Origin of the sequence: Thalassospira sp. B30-1 (assembly GCF_015767575.1) — a bacterium.
Lineage (GTDB): Bacteria > Pseudomonadota > Alphaproteobacteria > Rhodospirillales > Thalassospiraceae > Thalassospira > Thalassospira xiamenensis.
Map to the genome: position 1 here is coordinate 1,630,826 of NZ_CP065232.1, position 20,177 is coordinate 1,651,002.

Annotated in this window: 17 protein-coding genes and 1 pseudogene; 13 read left to right on the forward strand and 5 right to left on the reverse strand. The window is 54.2% G+C overall.

What is annotated here, in order from left to right; all coding sequences use genetic code 11:
• Nucleotides 1-27 precede the first annotated feature (27 nt).
• Nucleotides 28-729 (reverse strand): class I SAM-dependent methyltransferase, encoded by a 702-nt coding sequence (locus tag IT971_RS07705; RefSeq protein WP_063093399.1) that lies wholly within the window; start codon nt 727-729, stop codon nt 28-30.
• A gap of 103 nt (nt 730-832) precedes the next feature.
• Here IT971_RS07705 and IT971_RS07710 point away from each other — a divergent pair, with 103 nt between their 5' ends.
• From IT971_RS07710 to argC, 4 genes are all read left to right on the forward strand, one after another.
• A complete protein-coding gene (locus IT971_RS07710; protein ID WP_065701946.1) occupies nt 833-1,816 on the forward strand; it encodes a GNAT family N-acetyltransferase in 984 nt (327 codons plus the stop codon).
• A 72-nt stretch (nt 1,817-1,888) separates the two neighbouring features.
• Complete coding sequence (locus IT971_RS07715) at nt 1,889-2,746, forward strand: hypothetical protein (RefSeq protein WP_063093400.1); 858 nt, start codon at nt 1,889-1,891, stop codon at nt 2,744-2,746.
• Between the two features lie 11 nt (nt 2,747-2,757).
• Nucleotides 2,758-4,104, forward strand: coding sequence for a hypothetical protein (locus tag IT971_RS07720; protein WP_063093401.1), 1,347 nt, complete (start codon nt 2,758-2,760; stop codon nt 4,102-4,104).
• A 173-nt stretch (nt 4,105-4,277) separates the two neighbouring features.
• Complete coding sequence (argC, locus tag IT971_RS07725) at nt 4,278-5,324, forward strand: N-acetyl-gamma-glutamyl-phosphate reductase (protein ID WP_063093402.1); 1,047 nt, start codon at nt 4,278-4,280, stop codon at nt 5,322-5,324.
• 63 nt (nt 5,325-5,387) lie between these two features.
• Here argC and IT971_RS07730 read toward each other — a convergent pair whose 3' ends face one another.
• Nucleotides 5,388-6,794, reverse strand: coding sequence for a PLP-dependent aminotransferase family protein (locus IT971_RS07730; protein WP_110252307.1), 1,407 nt, complete (start codon nt 6,792-6,794; stop codon nt 5,388-5,390).
• 109 nt (nt 6,795-6,903) lie between these two features.
• Between IT971_RS07730 and IT971_RS07735 the strand changes: the two genes are divergently transcribed.
• Nucleotides 6,904-7,779 (forward strand): DMT family transporter, encoded by an 876-nt coding sequence (locus tag IT971_RS07735; RefSeq protein WP_063093403.1) that lies wholly within the window; start codon nt 6,904-6,906, stop codon nt 7,777-7,779.
• Nucleotides 7,780-7,793: 14 nt separating this feature from the next.
• Here the strand turns inward: IT971_RS07735 and IT971_RS07740 are convergent, their stop codons facing one another.
• Nucleotides 7,794-8,588 (reverse strand): ABC transporter substrate-binding protein, encoded by a 795-nt coding sequence (locus tag IT971_RS07740; RefSeq protein ID WP_158526646.1) that lies wholly within the window; start codon nt 8,586-8,588, stop codon nt 7,794-7,796.
• A 202-nt stretch (nt 8,589-8,790) separates the two neighbouring features.
• On the opposite strand from IT971_RS07740, the gene IT971_RS07745 reads away from it, so the two are divergent.
• The 3 genes from IT971_RS07745 (at nt 8,791) to IT971_RS07755 (ending at nt 11,789) form a co-directional block, all read left to right on the forward strand.
• Entirely contained in the window at nt 8,791-9,324 is a 534-nt protein-coding gene (locus IT971_RS07745) for a gamma carbonic anhydrase family protein (protein ID WP_007091625.1), read from the forward strand.
• A gap of 130 nt (nt 9,325-9,454) precedes the next feature.
• On the forward strand, nt 9,455-10,354 hold the full coding sequence (locus IT971_RS07750; protein WP_063093405.1) for a DMT family transporter: 900 nt from the start codon (nt 9,455-9,457) through the stop codon (nt 10,352-10,354).
• 136 nt (nt 10,355-10,490) lie between these two features.
• Nucleotides 10,491-11,789, forward strand: a complete 1,299-nt coding sequence (locus IT971_RS07755) for a cytochrome-c peroxidase (protein ID WP_223305061.1) — start codon at nt 10,491-10,493, stop codon at nt 11,787-11,789.
• Between the two features lie 2 nt (nt 11,790-11,791).
• Here the strand turns inward: IT971_RS07755 and IT971_RS07760 are convergent, their stop codons facing one another.
• Both IT971_RS07760 and IT971_RS07765 read right to left on the reverse strand, forming a co-directional pair.
• A complete protein-coding gene (locus tag IT971_RS07760) occupies nt 11,792-12,667 on the reverse strand; it encodes an NAD(P)-dependent oxidoreductase (protein ID WP_063093407.1) in 876 nt (291 codons plus the stop codon).
• Nucleotides 12,668-12,740: 73 nt separating this feature from the next.
• Nucleotides 12,741-14,545: pseudogene (locus IT971_RS07765) on the reverse strand (PHA/PHB synthase family protein).
• Between IT971_RS07765 and IT971_RS07770 the strand changes: the two are divergent.
• The 5 genes from IT971_RS07770 (at nt 14,510) to glpX (ending at nt 20,044) form a co-directional block, all read left to right on the forward strand.
• Nucleotides 14,510-14,710, forward strand: coding sequence for a hypothetical protein (locus IT971_RS07770; protein WP_007091620.1), 201 nt, complete (start codon nt 14,510-14,512; stop codon nt 14,708-14,710). The pseudogene IT971_RS07765 and the gene IT971_RS07770 overlap by 36 nt on opposite strands.
• A gap of 100 nt (nt 14,711-14,810) precedes the next feature.
• Nucleotides 14,811-16,139 carry an OmpA family protein gene (locus IT971_RS07775; protein ID WP_063093409.1) on the forward strand — a complete coding sequence of 443 codons (1,329 nt, stop codon included), beginning with the start codon at nt 14,811-14,813 and terminating at the stop codon, nt 16,137-16,139.
• 137 nt (nt 16,140-16,276) lie between these two features.
• The gene (locus IT971_RS07780) at nt 16,277-17,518 is read left to right on the forward strand and encodes an LL-diaminopimelate aminotransferase (RefSeq protein WP_007091618.1); all 1,242 of its coding nucleotides are present in this window, start codon (nt 16,277-16,279) and stop codon (nt 17,516-17,518) included.
• Nucleotides 17,519-17,642: 124 nt separating this feature from the next.
• Entirely contained in the window at nt 17,643-18,947 is a 1,305-nt protein-coding gene (locus tag IT971_RS07785; RefSeq protein ID WP_063093410.1) for a homoserine dehydrogenase, read from the forward strand.
• A gap of 137 nt (nt 18,948-19,084) precedes the next feature.
• Nucleotides 19,085-20,044, forward strand: coding sequence for a class II fructose-bisphosphatase (gene glpX, locus IT971_RS07790; protein WP_063093411.1), 960 nt, complete (start codon nt 19,085-19,087; stop codon nt 20,042-20,044).
• Nucleotides 20,045-20,177 lie beyond the last annotated feature (133 nt).

The window sequence follows — 20,177 nt, forward strand, 5'->3', positions numbered from 1 at the left end:
CATTTTCGCACATGCCTATGATCAGCATTAAGTTTTGGTGCAGACGACTAGCCATAGGTGAACTGCGTCGCCCCAAAAATCATCTTTGGCGCTACCAATGGAAATATCCTTAAACCCATGCGTCAAGTAACTTCGGACTTCGTCTTCGGTTTTGAACTGCTTCATCAATGTGCCAACACGAACGCCGTATGGGTCTTCGGTGATCCTCATATGGCCTTCCCCTGTATCAATCGCATTTCTCATGATGAACGTGCTGGGCATAGGCAGGGAATGAATGAAAAGCCCGCCGGGTTTTAAAACGCGGTGGATCTCTGCGAGATTATCCTCGTACTTGTTCCCTTCATCCATGTAGTACGATGAGCTACTAGCGACGATACAGTCGAAGAAGGAGTTCGCGAACGGAATTGAAGTATTGCGTCCAACCCGGGCGTCGACGCTGATGCCTTTTCTCTGATAGAGCCGTTCTGTGATCAGCTTGCATATGGATTCGGTGATCTCGGTGCCATAAAGCTCCATACCAAGATCATGAAGCAACTGAAAGTTGCGGCCATCGCCAAAGCCTAAGTCCAGAACTTTTTTGCCCCGGAGAAGTTTGTGGTCGATTTTGAGTTTTTCGTAGGTCCCCAAGAAGGCTCTCACCAGAAACTCCGACGGATACACGTCTACCTCGGATGCTTTATAATGCCCGGTATAGTCTGTTTTCTTCGTGCTACTGGGAGAAGAGCTCATCGCATCGGTCCTTATTTGGCGGATCAGGGTGTTTGTTCAAAACTTTAGCATGCGAAGTCTGCCGAAACATTCTAAGTTTGCGTGAGATTTGAACCAGCGTTAAATGATTGGTGCAAAAGTGATACAGAGTTCGGGCAATAACAGAGTTCATATAGTTCGATATGACGGTAGCTCAGCGGAAGCTTGGCGCTCAATAGTTGTTGTTGCCGACAACGGTCACTTTATGTTTGACCGGGCCTATATGGACTATCACGAAGATCGCTTTGATGACTGCTCTTTCCTCGTGTACCGGGATCAGCATCTAATTGGGGTTGTTCCGGGAAATATTCGAGGTGAGGCGTGGTGTAGTCATGGCGGTTTGACCTTTGGTGGTCTGTTGCTGTTGCCCAAGTTCAACAGAATATCAGTCGTTAAAGAAGTGTATGATATGCTGTTTTCCACTCTGCTCGGGCAGGGCGTTAAGGCGGCCCTCGTTAAACCAGTTCCATGGATTTATCATCGAGTACCCGCAGAGGGCGAAATTTATGCTCTTAACGCGATTGCTGATGCGAGGTGTTTGACTGAAGTTACGACAACTGTGGATTTGAAGGCAGATGCAAAGCCGTCGAGCCTGAGGCTGCGTGGTCGCAAACGCGCTTTGAAAGCTGGATTCTCAGTAGTTCAAAGTAATGATTTCTCGTCGTTCTGGAAAATTTTAAGCGCTCGGTTGCAAGAAAAGTATGAGCGAATGCCCGTGCATTCCTGTGAAGAGATCATCCTTTTGGCGGCTCGGTTTCCAAAGCAAATAAAACTGTTCTTGGTTAACGACGATCAGGGAATTCCACAAGGTGGTACCGTGATTTTTGAGACTGAGACTGTTGCGCATGCCCAGTATATTTCGGCGACCCCTGACGGAATGAATAACGGGGCTTTGGACCTGTTGTTTCTTGAGGTCATTGAACAGTATCGAAGTATTGGAAAACGGTACTTTGACTTCGGAATTTCAACGGAAAATGATGGGAAGTACCTGAACGAACAGCTTGCATCGTTCAAGGAGGGCTTTGGCGGGCGCAGTGTGGTGCACCACAAGTTTGAAATCGGCCTTTAATTTAAAATTGATGTATCGCTGTCACCGTTGGCGGAAATCGTTCGCTTCTGCAAACAGAAAAGATTTTTGATTATGACTCCCCAAAGACTCTACAACATCTGTATCGTTCAGCCTCCTGGTTACATTCATTCGCTGGCGTTTGCAGAGTTGGCAGAGCTTCTGATGTATTCGATCCGCGATGCCGGGCGTCCGGCGCAGATCCAGACCAATCAGTTTGTGCAAGGGGCGGTTAACGTTATTGTCGGGGCGCATTTGCTTGGTGTGTCGGCTCTGCGTGCTGTGCCGGAGGGGACGATTATTCTCAATACCGAACAGCTGACCGGGGTTGCAGAAAAATGGCGGGAGCAACTTACGGGCTGGTTTGAGTCAGGCCTTGAAATCTGGGATTACAGCCCGGCCAATATCGATGTCATCAAGGCTCTGGGGGCCGAGAAGGTCCGCCACTTGCCGATTGGCTTCCAGAGGGAACTCCAGCGCATTGATATCAGTGTCGAACAGGACATTGATGTTCTGTTTTATGGTTCAATCAATGAGCGTCGGCGCGAAATCCTGACTGAGATCGAAGGCAGGGGGCTTAACCTCAAGGTGTTGATGGGGGTTTACGGCAAGGAACGGGATCAGTGGATCGCGCGATCCAAAGTCATCCTGAACCATCATTTCTATGAGAGTCAGATTTTTGAAATCGTGCGCGTGTCCTACCTTTTGACCAACGCCAAGGCCGTGGTGGCGGAAGTAAACCCCGAAACGGTGATTGATGACCGGTTCCGCAAGGGGGTTGTCGATGTCCCATATGCCGGTTTGGTGGACGCCGTATGTGACCTGGTTCAAGATACGACCAAGCGCAAGGCACTGCAGCGTCGTGCATTGAACAGTGTCATCAAATATCCGCAGGTTGATTTCACCAAACCACTTCTGGAATTCACTCATTAAGGCTGATCACCATGGCCAGAGCACTCACGCGTCTGAAAGTTACAGCGTGCCGTGCCAGTGCAGTGTTCGCGCTTGTGTGTGTCACTGTATTTTTATCATTGCGTCCAACATCTGCGCAGGATCTGTCGCAAGTCCTCTATCGCTTTGAGAACCGCGCGCTGACATTGGGCCGTTATGGCGCAGTGGCGGTGTTTCAGGAACGGCTTTTTAGTCAGGCGGCGAACTGTGCGGGCAAATCGGCCGGCAGCTATGGCGCGCCGGACGGCATTGTCGGTGCAAAGACACGACAGGCGATCATTGATCTGCAGACTTGCCTGAATGCGTCGGTGCGTGCTGCGTTGGGGGCCGAGAGTTACGGAGCCATTACGGTCGGGCTTTGGCGATTGATGATGCCAGCCCAAATGCCGCCGCCCGATGCCATTACCCGTGCCAATCATCTGACCTTCGCACTGGAAGGCACGGATTACGATGCCATCCAGTTCAATTTCTGCCAGTCGCGCAATCCGAGGAGCGGCAAGCGATATCTGGAAGGGGATCCGTGGTGTTATACTAACGATCCCAATGCCTATCTGACCTGGGGGCCGCGCGGGGCAACTGCCGGGGCAGGGGCGGAAATCCAGCAGATTGTCTTTGCTGCCGAACGGGCCAATCCCGGCTTGCTCAATGCCGTCTTTGGCCCGCATACGGATGCGATGCACCGGTTGGCGCTGGGCAATAATCAAAGTGCGTTTGATATCCTGTGCGCGATCTGGATCGATCCGGATCGCCGGGCCGATTTCACCGCCCGGTTTGCACGGTACGGCGCATTGTCCGAAGTGCAGCGCGCCTATCGCCGCGTTTATGATGCAGCCAATGCCGATGGCGGAAAAATCGCCCGGTTTTTCAAGATTTATGCTGCGCTAAAGCCTGTTATCGGTCGTGATCCGACGGAAATTGATCTGGCCTATTTTATCGATATGGCGACCCATGGCATGGCCCCGCCCGGCAATGTTTCCGATCTGTCGGCAAAGATGGTCAAGTTTGCCAGCCGGACGCGCAAGGTGCCAAGCCCGGGAGAATTGCGCCGCCAGCTTGCCGCGTGGTTGCCATCACAGCACAAATATAACGACCGGATCGCACGTGATGCGATTTTCCTGATTGATGATCCTGAAATCACATTGTCCGATACCCATCGCCGTATCTGGCAACAGCGATCGGGCTTGAAAGCCAGCGATTTTGGTCTTTCGGATCATCGCTATGTTTCGGATTATCCGGTGGCAGCACCGACGGGGTTTGAGAAAATCGAACGGTTTTATACTGTTCTGCCTGAGGATAAGCGCGCCTGTCCGGCCAATGTGCGCAAATCCCGACGTCCGTAAAAGGCAACTTTTCCCTGTGATGCATGTCATCCCTGCATGGGGCATGATCGCGCAATGCAGGGGAAATACCGCCTAAGGGCTTGCATCTGTGGGGCTTGTTTGCCAACATCCGCCCGTTAATCGCGCCCGGTGACCATAAAGGTCCGGGCGAGCCTAAAGGAGCAGGATTTGAAATGAGCGACGTTAAGGTCAAAGTCGGAATTCTCGGTGCCAGCGGATATACCGGGGCGGAACTGGTTCGTATTCTTGCGCACCATGCCGCTTCTGAAATCACACTGCTGACCGCAGACCGACGCGCCGGGCGTCCGTTCGGGGAGGTTTTCCCGCATCTTGCCCATCTGAAATTGCCGACCATGATCCGGATCGAGGATGCGGACTGGTCGATGGTTGATGTGATTTTCTGTGCGCTGCCACATGGCACGACGCAGGAAGTGATTGCCGGTTTGCCGGATCATGTCAAAGTTGTCGATCTGTCGGCGGATTTCCGTTTGTTCGATGCCGCGACCTACAAGGAATGGTACGGGGCGGAACATGCCGCACAGGATTTGCAGAAAGAGGTCGTTTATGGCCTGACTGAACTGCACCGTGAAAAGATCAAAAAGGCGCGTGTAGTGGCCAATCCGGGATGTTATCCAACCCCGGTGCAGCTTTCGCTGACGCCGCTTCTGGAACAGAAGCTGGTGCATGCCGATGACGTCATCATTGATGCGAAATCCGGGGTCACCGGTGCGGGCCGTTCGCCCAAGGAAGGCATTCTGTATGCCGAGGTTACCGAAGGCATTCATGCCTATGGCACCGGCGGGCACCGCCATGCGCCAGAAATCGAGCAGGGCCTTGCCTGGGCCGCAGGGCAGGATGTCGTGGTGAACTTTTCCCCGCACCTGATGCCGATGAGCCGCGGTATCCTTGAGAGCATCTATGTCAAAATGACCGATGGCACGACGGCCGAAGACATTCAGGCCGCCCTTGAAAAACGTTATGCCGATGAGCCGTTCGTGCGGGTCCTGCCGTTTGGCGTAACCCCGCAGACACGTCACGTACGTGGATCGAACTATGTTCTGATCGGGGTGGTCAAGGATCGTGTGCCGGGCCGGGTGATCATTGTGGCGGTCGAAGACAACCTTGTTAAAGGGGCATCTGGCCAAGCAGTTCAGAACATGAATGTCATGCTGGGCCTGCCGGAAACCATGGGGCTCGAGATCGAGCCGCTGTTCCCGTAATCCGGTATCGGATCGTCAAAACAGAAAAAAATGGGGCGCTGTCCAAAAGGATTGCGCCCCTTTTTATTTTTCAAGCGCGCGTTCAATCACCCTGAAGATGCGTTCATCCTGACATTGGGCGACGTTAAAGCGCATCAGGTTTCCAGCTGTTTGCGAGATGCTGAAAACATTTCCAGGGGCAAGAACCACACCATCGGAAAGCGCGTTTCGGGCCAGGGTTGCCGCATCCATGTGATCGGGCAAGCGGCACCATAAAAACAGACCAGCATCGGGATTTATAGCCGGTGTGATGCCAAGGTTGCGAAGCCGGGTTTCTGTGATGGTCATCGTGCGTGCCAGTCTATCGCGCAGGGTTTCCATATATTTCCGATAGGTGCCGTCCTTGAGAACCGCAAAAATCAGTTCGGCGGATAAATTCGGACCGGAAAAACCGGTTGCGATTTTAAGATCGGTCAGACCGTCGATCCAGTCCGCAGAGGCTGCGATATATCCGCATCGAACCGACGCCGAGAGGGTTTTGGAAAAGCTGCCGATATGGATTACGCGCTCTAGCCCGCCCAGTGCTACCAGCCGCGGGGCAGGGGTGTTTTCGAAATCGGCAAAGATATCATCTTCGATGATGATCAGGTCGTGCTGTTCGGCGATATTCAAAACCTGATGCGCAACCATTGGCGAAAGTGACGCACCGGTCGGGTTGTGCAAGCCGGAATTGGTAATGTAAAGGCGCGGTTTCGTTGTTACGGCTATCCGGGCAAAGGCACCCACATCCGGGCCATTTTCGGTAAAGGGGACGCCAACGATATTGGCGCGATGCGCGCGCAAGAGTGCCTGAAAATTGAAATAACACGGATCATCAACCAAAACCGTATCGCCCGGTGCGATCAAAAAACGGCACAGCATGTCGATTGCCTGGGTTCCTGACTCTGTCAGAAGCAGATGGTCGGGATGGGCATCAATGCCGTAACCCGCCATGCGACGCGACAGGAAATGACGCAAGGATGCCAGGCCAAGCGGAGTTCCGTAATCGACCAGTGTGGCGTCATCGGCGCGCGACAGTTTGCGCAAGGCGCGCCTGATTGCGGTTTCGGGCATCCAGTCCGCCGGAAGCCAGCCGCAACCGGGTTTTAGCATATCGGGGCGCGCATCAAGCGACTGTCGTGAGACCCAGAACGGATCAATCGCCCTATCCAGTTTAGGTCCGATCCGGGCGATTGAAAGCGGGGCGGTATGAGGGGCGACATAAAACCCCGATCCGCGTCTGGCCTGAATAACGCCTTCGGCCACCAGTCGATCATAGGCTTCGACAACCGTCGAATTCGACACCTTCATTTGACGGGCAAAGCCACGGATGGATGGCAGACGATCCCCCGCAAGCAGGTTGCGCGTGCCAATCCGGTCGCGAATGACATTCATGACGCGGGTGACAAGTGTTCCGTCATCGGGTTGTTTTGATGCCCCGTCAGGTGCCACTGTATTGCTCCTGTAATCAGTACAGTTTGTTCAAATTGTATTTTATTGTGTCTGTTCGGTTCGATGCTGGCAAGCCATAGATAAACCTTCGCACATGACGGAGGTTTTGATGGCAATTGCAGTTCAAAGATCAAGTGGCGGCTGGATCAGCGGGTTGATCGGTATCCTGATTTTCAGCGGATCGCTGCCTGCGACCCGGATTGCTGTCATGGATTTCGATCCGCTGTTTCTTACGGTGGCGCGTGCAACGATTGCCGGAGTGCTTGCCGCGACTTTGCTTCTGATATCGCGGCCAAACCGTCCACAGAAATCAGACTGGATGTCGTTACTGGTGGTTGCCGGTGGGGTGGTTGTCGGGTTTCCGTTGTTAACGGCCCTTGCGCTTGAACATATCACGTCAGCACGATCAATTGTCTTCATCGGTTTGCTGCCTTTGGCGACAGCGATTTTTGGCGTCTTGCGCGGTGGTGAAAGGCCACAACCCGTATTCTGGCTGTTTTCGATTGTCGGTAGCGGCTTGGTCGCCGGATTTGCCGCCACGGGAAGCAGTGCCGGGGCGTTACGCGGTGATCTTTTTATGCTTGGCGCGGTTATCGTTTGCGGGCTTGGCTATGCCGAGGGTGCAAAACTGTCGCGCCGTCTTGGTGGATGGCAGGTGATCTGCTGGGCGTTGGTGATATCGCTTTTGCCGATGGCGGCATTCTGCGTTGCGACCTTGCCAGATAGCTTTGCCGGAGTTGGCGGTCCTGCATGGTTTGGTCTTGGTTATGTTTCTCTGTTCAGCATGCTGATCGGTTTTTTCTTCTGGTATCGGGGACTGGCGCTTGGCGGCATTGCCGGGGTCGGGCAATTGCAATTGTTGCAACCGTTCTTTGGTCTGCTTTTGGCGGGGATCGTCTTGGCGGAACCTGTTGGCGTGACCATGATGGCGGTTACCGTCGGGGTCGTTGCCTGTGTTGCCGGGGCAAAGCGGTTTTCCCGATAGGGCGGCGGTTTTATTCATTCGCTGTGGATTGGTTTGCCTGCATCCACTGCATCGTCACTGGCAGGCCAGTAACGTGCATGTACCCTGGCAATAAAACCCTCTTCGCGCAGGTCGGTGATGATTTTCGATATCTGGTCTGTCTGGCTCATTAGCGGGGAATTGCGCGATACCGCAATGTGGATGTCGTTGTGATGGTCCGGGCGAAATGCGGCCTTGCGGATGATATCATCAAGGTTGTTGCGCCGGATTTCAAAATCGACATTGGCATCAGACCCGACAATGGTATCGACGCGATTTGCCTCAAGCATACGCAGAAGCAGCATTTCGCTGCTGGCTTCGAATTTGTTCAGCGATCTATCGCTATCGAATGGTTCGAAATAGCGGGAATCAACGACTGATCCGACTGCAAGCGTTTTAAGATCGGCATATTGCGCGATGTGCGTATTTTTGCCTTGCCGGACATAGAAAACCGGGCTGACGCGGCTATAGGGTGGTTTGATGTAAAACGCGAATTTTTCGCGTTCGGCGGTGTAGGCAAAGCTTGAAAGAATGTCGATATCGCCATCTTCAAGCATTTTAAGACATCGCCGCCACGGGCAGGGATGTAGCGACAGAGCCTTGTCCATGCGATGGGCCAGTTCTGTCAGGATCGCCATGTCGATCCCGTGTCGTCCTGTTTCATCGTCGATCACGAATGGTTCCCAGACCGAAAATGCCACGCGCAATTCGCTTGAGCTTGGCCCGGTGGACTGCGCGTACGCATCGCCATTCGTAAGGATTGTGCCGCAAAACGCCGTTGCCGCCATCATTATCATGATGCTGGCGTGACGGAAGCCTGCAAAGAGGGAAAAATACTGAATTGCGTGCATCTTCACGATTTGAATGAGAACGGGGTTTCCATATCCACATGTTAGAATTTAAACTGCCAAATCAAGATGCCGCTATTTTCCCGGTAACGGGCAAGTGCAGTGCCAGTGAAAACCGATCCCAGAAGTGAAAGGTCGTTAGACCATGATCCTGTCCTATCGCGGGGTGCGCCCGACTATTGACGAGACGGCCTTTATCGCGCCGAATGCGACCATCATTGGCGATGTTGAAATCGGGGCGGAAACCGGGATCTGGTTTGGCTGCGTCATTCGTGGTGACGTGCATGAAATTCGCATCGGATCGCGGACCAATATTCAGGACCTGACCATGGTGCATGTCGCCAAGGGAAAGTTTGGAACCTATATCGGCGACGATGTTACTATTGGCCATTCCGCCGTCATCCATGCCTGCACACTGGAAGACAGAAGTTTCGTCGGCATGAGTGCCACGGTCATGGATGGTTGTGTGATCGAGCAGGGCGCAATGCTGGGGGCGGGGGCGCTTTTGGCACCCGGAAAACGCATTCCGGCGGGGGAACTTTGGGCAGGTGTCCCGGCACGCAAGGTGCGAGATCTGACGCAGGAAGAAATCGAGTTTTTCAAAGTATCTGCGGATCGTTATGCCGATCTTGCGCAGGAATATCGTGTGACAATTCCCGATGACCTGAAATCTGAGTAACAATCGCGATTGTCAAACGCAAAGGATCTTCTTGCCTGTGGCAGGACGCTACGATAGCAAGTAATTCAGAAAAACCATATGAACAGGCCGCGCGCCACCACGCCCGGCGATCAGGAAATGGAACCGGGAAATGACGCGTTGGCAGGCGAACGGTGTAATCGTCTTTGTTGCCCTTATTTGGGGTACGACTTTTGTCGTCCAGCAAACCAGCATGGACAATATTGGCCCGCAATATTTTACCGGTGTGCGGTTCCTTCTGGGGACGTTTGTGGTGCTGCCGTTTGCGCTGCGTGAATTGCGCAAAATGAAGCGCGAAGGACGGACGCTTTCGAGGGTCAACACGCTTGGCCTTATCGTTACCGGCGTTTCAATGTATCTGGCCAGCATCCTGCAACAGATCGGCATCATGGATACGACCGTGACCAATGCTGCGTTTCTGACTGCGTTTTATGTGCCTCTGGTACCGGTGCTGGCTTTCGCTGTTTTCCGGGCAAAGCCGCATTGGTCGGTTTGGCCGGGCGGAATAATGTGCGTTTTTGGTACATATCTTCTGAGTGGCGGGAACCTGTCGGCACTTGGTAAAGGTGATTTCTGGGTGATGGGAAGTGCGCTTTTCTGGGCTGTTCAGGTGGTGATGATCGGTATAATGGTGACGCGCACAAATACCCCCGCGCTGGTCGCTGCCGTTCAGTTCTTTATTACCGGTCTGCTTGGCATGGCAATGGGCGGCATGTTCGAGACTTTCAGCTTTGCCGATATCCAGAATGCCGGGTTTGAAATTCTTTATGCCGGGATCATGTCGGCCGGAATTGCCTTTACCCTGCAGGCGGTGGCGCAGAATTATACCGAAGCAGCAGATGCCGCGATCATCATGAGTGCCGAGGCGGTATTTGCCGCAATTGCCGGGGCGTTTTTCCTGGGCGAGCGGTTGGCACCCGCCGAATATGCCGGATGCGGTGTTATCCTTGCCGCGATCATTGGGGTGCAGTTGTTGCCGATGATGGGGCGTCGGCCCAAAGTTGCCATTTGATCAATATCGGGGGTTTCATCGCCCCGAATTAAAGGACGGTAACCATTGACCTTTATCAAGGCAGGGTGCAATTAAGGTATTGTAAGTGATTATTGGTCGCGATCATGCGGCCACCAGTGAATACCGGATATCGAACATGCCTGTCTTGTCGCGCGTTTCCAGCATGCCCCTTCGCGGGTTTCTTCACCTTGGTTGTGCTTTTGCAACTACGATGCTGATGATTGGTGCCGGTGGTGTCGGGATTACCAGTGCAAAGGCACAAAATGGCCTTGGCGCGCCGAATTCGTCCGCGACCTTGCTGGCGGAACTGGCAAGCAATACGTCTTCGTTTGCAGATAAAGCGGCACTGGGCGAAGCACTTTATTTCGATACCAACCTGTCAAAAAACCGGACGCAGGCCTGTGCGAGTTGTCATGAACCGACAACTGGGTTCCGTGATCCGCGTTCCGAAATCGCCCATGGGGCCTATTCGCTTGGCGATGATGGTGCGTCGCTTGGCGACCGCAATGCGCCGATGGCGGCATATGCGAAGTTCGCACCCGATTTCCATTTCAAAGAAGACGGCACGCCGGTTGGCGGGCAGTTCTGGGATGGGCGCGCGAAGGATTTGGCCGAGCAGGCCGGTGGGCCGCCGCTTAACCCGGTTGAAATGGGCATGCCTGACAAGGCAACCGTTGTCGCGCGCCTTCAGGAAGATGAAGATTACGTCGAAAGCTTCAAGTCATTGTTTGGTGACGATGTCTGGAGCGATACGGACCGTGCTTATGCTGCAATGACCGATGCGATTGCCGCGTTCGAACGCACCGATCAGTTCGCACCCTTTGATTCAAAATATGATCGTTTCCTGCGCGGGGAATACAAAATGACGCAGCAGGAAGAATTGGGGCGTGTGCTTTTCTTCTCGCAGCAATTCACCAACTGCAATGTCTGCCATCAACTTAAATCGTCGCCGACGGCAGAGGGCGAGACATTCACAAATTACGAATATCATAACATCGGCGTCCCCAGAAACGTTGCCGTACGGTTGGAAAATGCCAAGGACCCGGACTTTACCGACAATGGATTGCTTGATAATCCGGCAATTGATGATCCGGCCCATAAGGGCAAGTACAAAACGCCGTCGCTGCGCAATGTCGCCGTCACCGGACCGTATATGCATAACGGTGTGTTTTCCGATTTGCGCACGGTGATCAAGTTTTACAACAAATATAACAGTCGCGCGAAATCGGCCCAGTTGAATCCGGAAACCAAACAGCCGTGGGGTGATGCCGAAGTCCCCGAGACCATTTCCCTTAAAGAGCTGGAGCAGGGGGACGCCCTTGATACCAAGCGCATAGATGCGCTGGTCGCGTTCCTTAAAACACTGACCGACGCCCGTTACGAGCCGCTTCTGGCCGAGCAGGAAGAAGTCGCAGCCAAGGCCAAGAAGAAATAGGATTACCGGCCGCGGATGGTTTCCAGCACGGCACTTTGTGCAAGATCGCCAAGACCGGCTTCGATGGCGCGGTCAAACATTTCGGTGGCTGATCTGCCAACCGGAAGGTCAAGGCCAAGTTCATCGGCAAGCCACATGGCATAACCGGCATCTTTGGCGCGCAACGCGGTTGTGAAATGGATGCCTTCATTGTGATTGCCGCTGATCATGCCCGGGATCGTCATGACTCCGGCCCGGCTGGCAACGGCACCATTGGCAAATGCGTCTGCAACCAGATTGCCATCCAGTCCGGCCTTTTGTGCAACCGCAACCAGTTCGGCGGCAGCGGCAATGTGGACCGCCCCCAAAAGGTTGTTCATCAGCTTGTAGATTGTCCCCGATCCAATAGGCCCGAAATGCACGATACGGTTGGCAACGGCTTCCATGATCGGGCGTGCCTGTTTCAGGACGGCGTCAGCCGCACCGATTAAAAACATGGTTTCGCCCGCGGCAACCTGTGCCGGCACCGCGGTGACCGGTGCATCGACATAAAGGCAGCCTGCCGTCATGATCTTGCCGGACAGTTCCAGAACGAACCCGTGCGAAAGGGTGGAACACTCGATGGCAAGCGCCCCCGGCGTCATTGCACCAAGTGCCCCATTTTCGCCCAGCCAGACGGTTTCAGATGCAATATCGTCGGCTATGAAGGAAAGGACCGCGTCAACATCACTTGCCGCCTCGGCTGGTGTCGCGCAGGCAATGGCCCCCTTGGCAACCAACGGTTCGATTTTGGCAGCACTACGGTTCCAGACCTTGACCGGATAGCCTTGTTCAAGCAGGCGCGAAATCATTGCAGACGCCATGCGACCTGCGCCTAGGAAACCGATTTTCTGGGGCATGATATTTTCCTTCGGACCAAAGAAACGGCCCGCCACCTCGGGCGGGCCGGAAATTCCAGTTATCAAGAGATGATCAGGAAAGCTGCACTTTGACATATTCACCCGGTGCCGGGCCAAGCACTTTAAGCTTGCCATCGCCCGGTTTGCGGGCGTCGACTTGCCCTCCGGAACGGCGGCTGATCCAGTTTTGCCAATCGGTCCACCATGATCCTTCATGCTGGACCGCCTTGGCGAGCCAGTCATCGGGATTGGGGGGATTGCGATTATAAGTCCAATGGCAATATTTGTTGGCTGCGGGCGGGTTCACCACACCGGCAATATGACCCGATGCCGATAGCACGAATTTCACCTGGCCTGACATCAATTGGGTTCCGGCATATGTTGCCTGCCACGGTGCAATATGGTCTTCGCGGGTGGAGAGGAAATAGACCGGGATTTTGATGTCGCGAAGGTCGATCTTTTCGCCCAGAATCGTAATGCCACCCGGTTCACGCAGCAGGTTCTTGTTATACATGTTGCGCAGATAGAAGCTATGCATTGCCTTGGGCATCCGGGTCGAATCGGAATTCCAGTACAAAAGATCGAACGGGAAGGGATCCTTGCCCAGCATGTAGTTGTTGACCACAAATGACCAGATCAGGTCATTGGCACGCAGCATGTTGAACGACATCGCCATGTCGCGGCCGTCAAGATAGCCGTCCTTCGACATGCGGTTTTCAAGGCTTTCGATCTGTTCGTCATCGACAAAAACCGAGAGTTCGCCGGGTTTTTCAAAGTCGGTCAGGGTGGTAAAGAATGTCGCCGATTTGATGCGTTCATCGCCAATCTTGGCCATATAGGCCAGCATGGCCGCCAGAAGCGTTCCGCCAAGGCAGTAGCCGATAGCGTTGACTTCCTTTTCGCCGGTTGCCTTTTCGATCATGTCGAGTGCCGCAAGCACGCCGTCACGCCCGTAATCTTCAAAGCTTTCTTCGGCAAGTTTGCTGTCCGGGTTGACCCACGACAGGACAAAAACCGTGTGGCCCTGATCAACAGCCCATTTGATGAATGAATTTTCCGGGCGCAGATCAAGGATGTAATATTTGTTGATCCATGGCGGCACGATCATAAGCGGCCGTTTCGCGACCTTGTCGGTTGCCGGTTTGTATTGCAGCAGTTCCATCAGCTGCGTGCGACCGATCACCGATCCTTCGGTGGTTGCGACATTCTCGCCGATCTTGAAAGCGTCCAGATCGGTCATTTTGATCTGAAGCTTGCCCTTGCCGCGTTCCAGATCATCCAGAAGGTTGCTGAGCCCCTTAAGAAGGTTTTCACCGCCACTTTCGATGGTGGCGCGCAGGACTTCCGGGTTGGTCATCATGAAATTGGTCGGCGAAATCGCGTCCGCAAACTGCCGGGTATAAAATTCGACCTTTTGGGCGGTTTTTTCATCCAGCCCGTCAACATCATGGACAACATTCTGCATCCATTGCGAGGACAGCAGATAGGATTGTTTGATGAAATCAAAAAGTTCGTTGTTTTCCCACGCTTCGTCGCGGAATCGACGATCCCCCCTTTTGCGGGAAGGCGACAGGTTCCGATTCCTGCCCCAGCATACGCATCGTTGTATTGTGCCAGAGCATATAATATTGCTGCCACAGGTCCATTTGTGCTTCGACCAGTTTGGTCGGATTTTGCATCATATGGGTGGTCAGTTCGACAAATGCCGATCCGATATTAAGCGGGTCCGGGTCGGAAATTTCCGGGTCTTCTGCCTGTTTTGCAAGGAAGTCGGACACAAGTCTTTGGACTTCTCTCTGCTATTTCTGCCATCGCTGATGACAGCTCTTCGGGATCAGGAAGATGAATTTCGGTTTCTTTGGCCTGTTGATCGTTCATGGCGCATTCCCTTATGATACGGCCGCCGGTGCATCGGAACATAAAACGGGAAATCCGATCTTTGCGATATCGCAATCATTTTCCCGTTTTATGATCCAATGCTCTCAAACTGCGTGCTGGGTTGAAACTCTGCTTGATCCCAAGCTTATCATGGCCTTAGCCTAGCTCGCTGATGAGGGGTAATACAAGAATTATAAGGTGACGGATTTGTCGCAATCTTCAACGGCAACGTCACACATAACATAGTTTGGAGCAGCGAAATCAAATGGGCGTTCTGAAATCGACGACATGGCGGTGGTCGGGGCACGGGTCCGCGAAAGGTAAATTGCGGCCCTTGCTGCATGCGGGATCGGCGCTTGCTGTTGTGCTGATGCTGGGCGCCTGTTCTTCGGTCCCTGATGCAATCAATCCGGTCGAATGGGGAAAATCGATTGGTGATGCTTTTGACGGCGACGAGGAAACTGCTGCCAAGTCGGATCAGCCGATTCCGGGTGAAGACGAAGATTATCCGCGTCTGGCCGATACGCCGGCCAAGCCGGTTGTGACCGGTGATGCCGAACGTGATGCGCTTGTCGCAGGTTTGGCAGCAGACCGCGCCAATGCGCAATATTCCCAGTCGGGCCGTCGTCAAAGCACGCCGCCGGTCAACGCGCTTCAGCCGCAGCCGCAGCAAAGTGCCGAAAGTGTTGATATGCCGACGATTGCGCCGGCACCAACCACATCTGTTAGCAGTAGCGCGATGGCGGAGCCGCAAAAAGCGGCTGAAACCAAGGCAACTGCAGCTGCTAGCGCCGCAACGGGCAGTGCTGTGACTTCGGCGCAGTCCGGTTCTAGGATTGCCGATGAATGGAGTGCCAAGGCACCGGCTTCTGGACCCGTTCCAACACCGCAACCTGCGCCCGAGAAGCCCGATGTTCTGAAATCTGAACAGGAAACAGCCGACTCTTCACAAGTTGCGCCCGGATCGTCAGGATCATCAACCGGTGACCCGGTGATGGACCAGTACAATCGGCGTCTTGCAGAAGGTCAGGGCGTGTTTGCCAATGAACCGCCGGCACAATCATTTGACTATTCTGCCTATTCCGATAACGGGGCGGTAATTGTCGATGAAAGCCAGCTTGGTAGCGGTGGCAATGCCTATCTGTCCGATTCTGCCATGCCCTATGCCGAAACCGCGAACGAGGTTCTGGCATCGCGTCTTGGTGTGCGTTCCGTTGATACGCTGGGACCAAGTGTGAATGGTGTGCAGGTCGCACAAATCCAGTTTGGCCATGGTTCGTCGAATCTGTCGGGCACGGATAACAATGTCCTGAGCCAGGTTGCCCAGGCTTGGCGTCAGACCGGCGGTATCCTTCGTATTATCGGCCATGCGTCGATGCGTACCGCGAATATGAGCCTTGAAGAACATCTGGCGATCAACCGTCAGGTTTCGGAACAGCGCGCTTCGGCGGTGGTGTCGCAGCTTGTGTCTCTCGGTGTTAACCCTGACGCGATCTTTGTCGGGGCCGACGGATCGGCTGACCCGCGCTATTATGAAGGCGTTCCTGCCGGTGAAGCCGGAAACCGCCGTGTTGAAATCTTTATGGATTATTGATCCTAAAAAAGGTACATCCTTCGAATTGTACGGCGCGCCACCCGCATTTTGTCGTGTGGCGCGCAATTTTTTTCAATTCGACGACCCGGTTTTCGCAGGAAATTCGAAAATCGGCGAAATGACGAGGATGTAGGATAATGTCCCAGGAATTCCATCGCATAAAACGCCTCCCGCCATACGTATTTGCTGAAGTAAATGCGATGAAAGCGGCGGCGCGGCGAGCGGGAGAGGACATTATCGACTTCGGCATGGGCAACCCGGACCCGGCCACGCCGCAACATATTGTCGACAAGCTGGTTGAAACGATCAAGAATCCGCGCACGCATGGTTATTCCATGTCGCGCGGTATCCCCGGTCTGCGCAAGGCGCTGGCGGCTTATTACGGGCGCCGGTTCGGGGTGGATATTGATCCTGAAACCGAAACCGTCGTGACGCTGGGCTCCAAGGAAGGGCTTGCGAACCTCGCCGCAGCCATCACCAGCCCGGGCGACATCATTCTGGTGCCCAATCCGTCCTATCCGATCCATGCGTTCGGTTTCATCATTGCCGGTGCGGCGTTGCGCCACATTCCGATTGGTCATGACGAGCAGGGCGAATTCAACGCCGAAAGCTTTATGGAACAACTGCATCGGGCGGTGAAACATTCGGTCCCGAAACCGAGTGCGGTGGTCCTGAACTTCCCGGCCAACCCGACATCGCTGGTGGTTGACCTTGATTTCTATAAGGAAGTTGTCGATTTCTGCCGGGCGCAGGAAATCTATATCCTGTCGGATATCGCCTATTCGGAAATCTATTTTGATGGCAATCCGCCGCCCTCGATCCTTCAGGTCGAAGGGGCAAAAGACATTGCCGTTGAATTCTATTCCCTGTCGAAAACCTATTCGATGGCGGGATGGCGCATCGGTTTTGCCACCGGCAACAAAAAGCTGATCAATGCACTGACGCGGATCAAATCATATCTTGATTACGGTGCATTTACCCCGATTCAGGTGGCGGCAACGGCGGCATTGAACGGCCCGCAGGATTGTGTCGAAGAATTCCGTAACCTGTATCGTGACCGTCGCGATATCTTTATCGAAGGTATGCAAAGTGCCGGATGGCATATTCCGGTCCCGGCGGCGACCATGTTTGCCTGGGCCCCGATTCCCAAGGCGTTTGAAGAACTCGGATCGCTTGATTTCTCGAAGCTTCTTTTGCAGGAAGCGGGCGTTGCGGTGGCACCGGGACTTGGCTTTGGCGAATATGGTGATCGCCATGTGCGTATCGCGCTTGTTGAAAACAAACATCGCATCCGGCAGGCCAATCGTAATATCAAGGCGTTCTTCCAGAAATATCCCGATGCAGAATCTGCACGTGAACTGTTGAAGAAATCCGTCTGATATTCGATAAAGCATTCTATGTTTCGCCCGGGACATGTCCCGGGCGAAGTTTTGTGTGCGTATCAGATGTTGTAAAAGACTCCGTCGCGCATGCGCAAATCCAACCACGGCATGAGGAGTTATCGTGCAAAACGTCGTAAAAATCGGTGTGGCAGGCCTTGGTACGGTCGGTGCCGGAACCGTTAAGCTGCTGAGCGAACACAGGGATAATCTGACGGACCGTTCCGGTTCCCCGATGATTGTCACAGCAGTATCGGCGCGCGATCGAACTCGGGACCGTGGATTTTCGACCGAAGGCATTACCTGGTACGAAGATGCCCGTGACCTTGCAACTGACAAGAATGTCGATGTGGTTGTTGAAGCTATTGGCGGTTCGGACGGCATTGCCTATGACGTCTGCAAGGCCGCCCTTGAAAACGGCAAGCATGTCGTGACGGCCAACAAGGCGCTAATTGCATTGCATGGGGTGGAACTGGCGCGCATTGCCGATGCAAATAACGTGACCATCGCCTATGAGGCCGCGGTTGCTGGCGGTATTCCGGTGATCAAGGCACTGCGCGAAGGATTGGCGGGTAATGTCATTTCGCGCGTGACCGGGATTCTGAACGGGACGTGCAACTATATCCTGACCACCATGCGCGAACAGGGGCGTGACTTTGCCGATGTTCTGGCCGAGGCGCAAAAACTTGGCTATGCCGAAGCCGACCCGACCTTTGACGTTGATGGCATTGATGCCGCGCACAAGCTTGCGATCCTGACCAGCCTTGCCTTTGGCGTCGAAGTCGACTTTGACGCGATTGCGGTTGAAGGCATTCGCAGCGTTTCTGCCCTTGATATCCAACTGGCTGAAGAACTTGGTTATCGCATCAAGTTGCTGGCGATTGCCAAACAGACGTCTGAGGGCATCGAGCAGCGTGTTTCACCGGTTCTTGTTGACCGCAGCACCCAGATTTCAAAAGTTGAAGGTGTGTTTAACGCAGTCGTGCTTGAAGGCGATTATGTCGGGCCGGTCGTCCTGCAGGGGCGTGGGGCGGGCGAACGTCCGACCGCATCGGCTGTGGTTGCCGACCTTGTTGATATTGCGGCCGGGCGCAATGCGCCGGTCTTTGGTGTTCCGGCGGATCGTTTGAAAAAGAATGTGCGGGCCTCGCTCGAAAAGCATGTCGGGCCTTATTACCTGCGTCTGATGGTATGGGATCGCCCGGGTGTCATGGCCGAGGTCACCGCGACCCTTGCCAAGCATGGTGTGTCGATGGCGTCCATGATCCAGCATGGCCGGGCCGAGACCGAGGGTGGGGTTGTTCCGGTGGTATTCGTGACTCACGAAACCAGCGAAGCGGCGATGTCCGGGGCGCTTTCCGACATTTCGGCGTTCGAAAGCAATTCGCAGCCGCCGGTCCTGATGCGGATCGAAGGATTTACTTCGTAACAAAACAAAAAAAAGACATATGCGCCTCGCAGGTATAATACCGCGAGGCGTAATTGTAAGTCCCGAGCCAAACGGGACACGCCGGGAAACAGAAAGACGGGGCCCCCAGCCCCCGCGTTAATGACGAGGATGAAGTTATGGATCGAAATCTCGCGCTTGAAACCGTTCGTGTTACCGAAGCCGCAGCACTTGCCTGTTCCGGGCTTATGGGGCGCGGTGATGAAAAGGCCGCTGACCAGGCCGCCGTGGACGCAATGCGCAATGCCCTTAACAGCATGGATATTCGCGGTACCGTCGTGATCGGCGAAGGTGAACGCGACGAAGCGCCGATGCTGTTTATTGGCGAAGAAGTCGGTTCGGGCGACGGCCCGGAAATCGATATCGCACTTGATCCGCTTGAAGGCACGACCATCTGCGCGACTGGTGGCCCGAACTCGTTGGCCGTTGTCGCCATGGCGGAAAAGGGCGGGTTCCTGAACGCGCCGGACACCTATATGGACAAAATCGCCGTTGGCGGTGGTCTGCCAGATGATGTTGTCGACCTTGATTCCAGCCCGGCCGAAAACCTGAAAAGCCTTGCCTCGGCAAAGGGTTGCGATGTTTCCGATCTGGTGGTTTGCATCCTTGATCGCCCGCGCCATCAGGAGATCATCGCCAAAACCCGCGAAGCTGGTGCGCGTATCATGCTCATCGGTGATGGTGACGTTGCCGGTGTTATCGCGACCTCGCAGAAAACGTCGGGTATTGATCTGTATATGGGAACCGGTGGTGCGCCCGAAGGTGTTCTTGCGGCGGCCGCCCTTCGTTGCATCGGTGGGCAGTTCCAGGGACGTTTGGTCTTCCGCAATGATGACGAAATCGCGCGCGCCAAAAAATGGGGCATCGAAGACCTGACCCGTAAATACAAACTGACCGAACTTGCCAAGGGCAATGTCATGTTTGCCGCAACCGGTGTGACCGATGGTGCAATGCTGCGCGGTGTGCGCCGTTTCGCCAATGGTGCGGAAACCGAAAGCATCGTGATGCGGTCGCAGTCGGGCACGGTGCGCTATGTGCGCGCGGTTCACGATTTCAGCCGGAAAATCTGGTACAAGTAATTCGCCAAAGCGGATCGCGAAAACAAGGGAGTGCCTTTGCGCTCCCTTTTTTCGTTTATCGCTTGCGGGGATAGGCTGTCCGGGTTACATCCTCCGCCCCTTGAAAATGAAACGCCTTTGCCGGAGCCGCCAT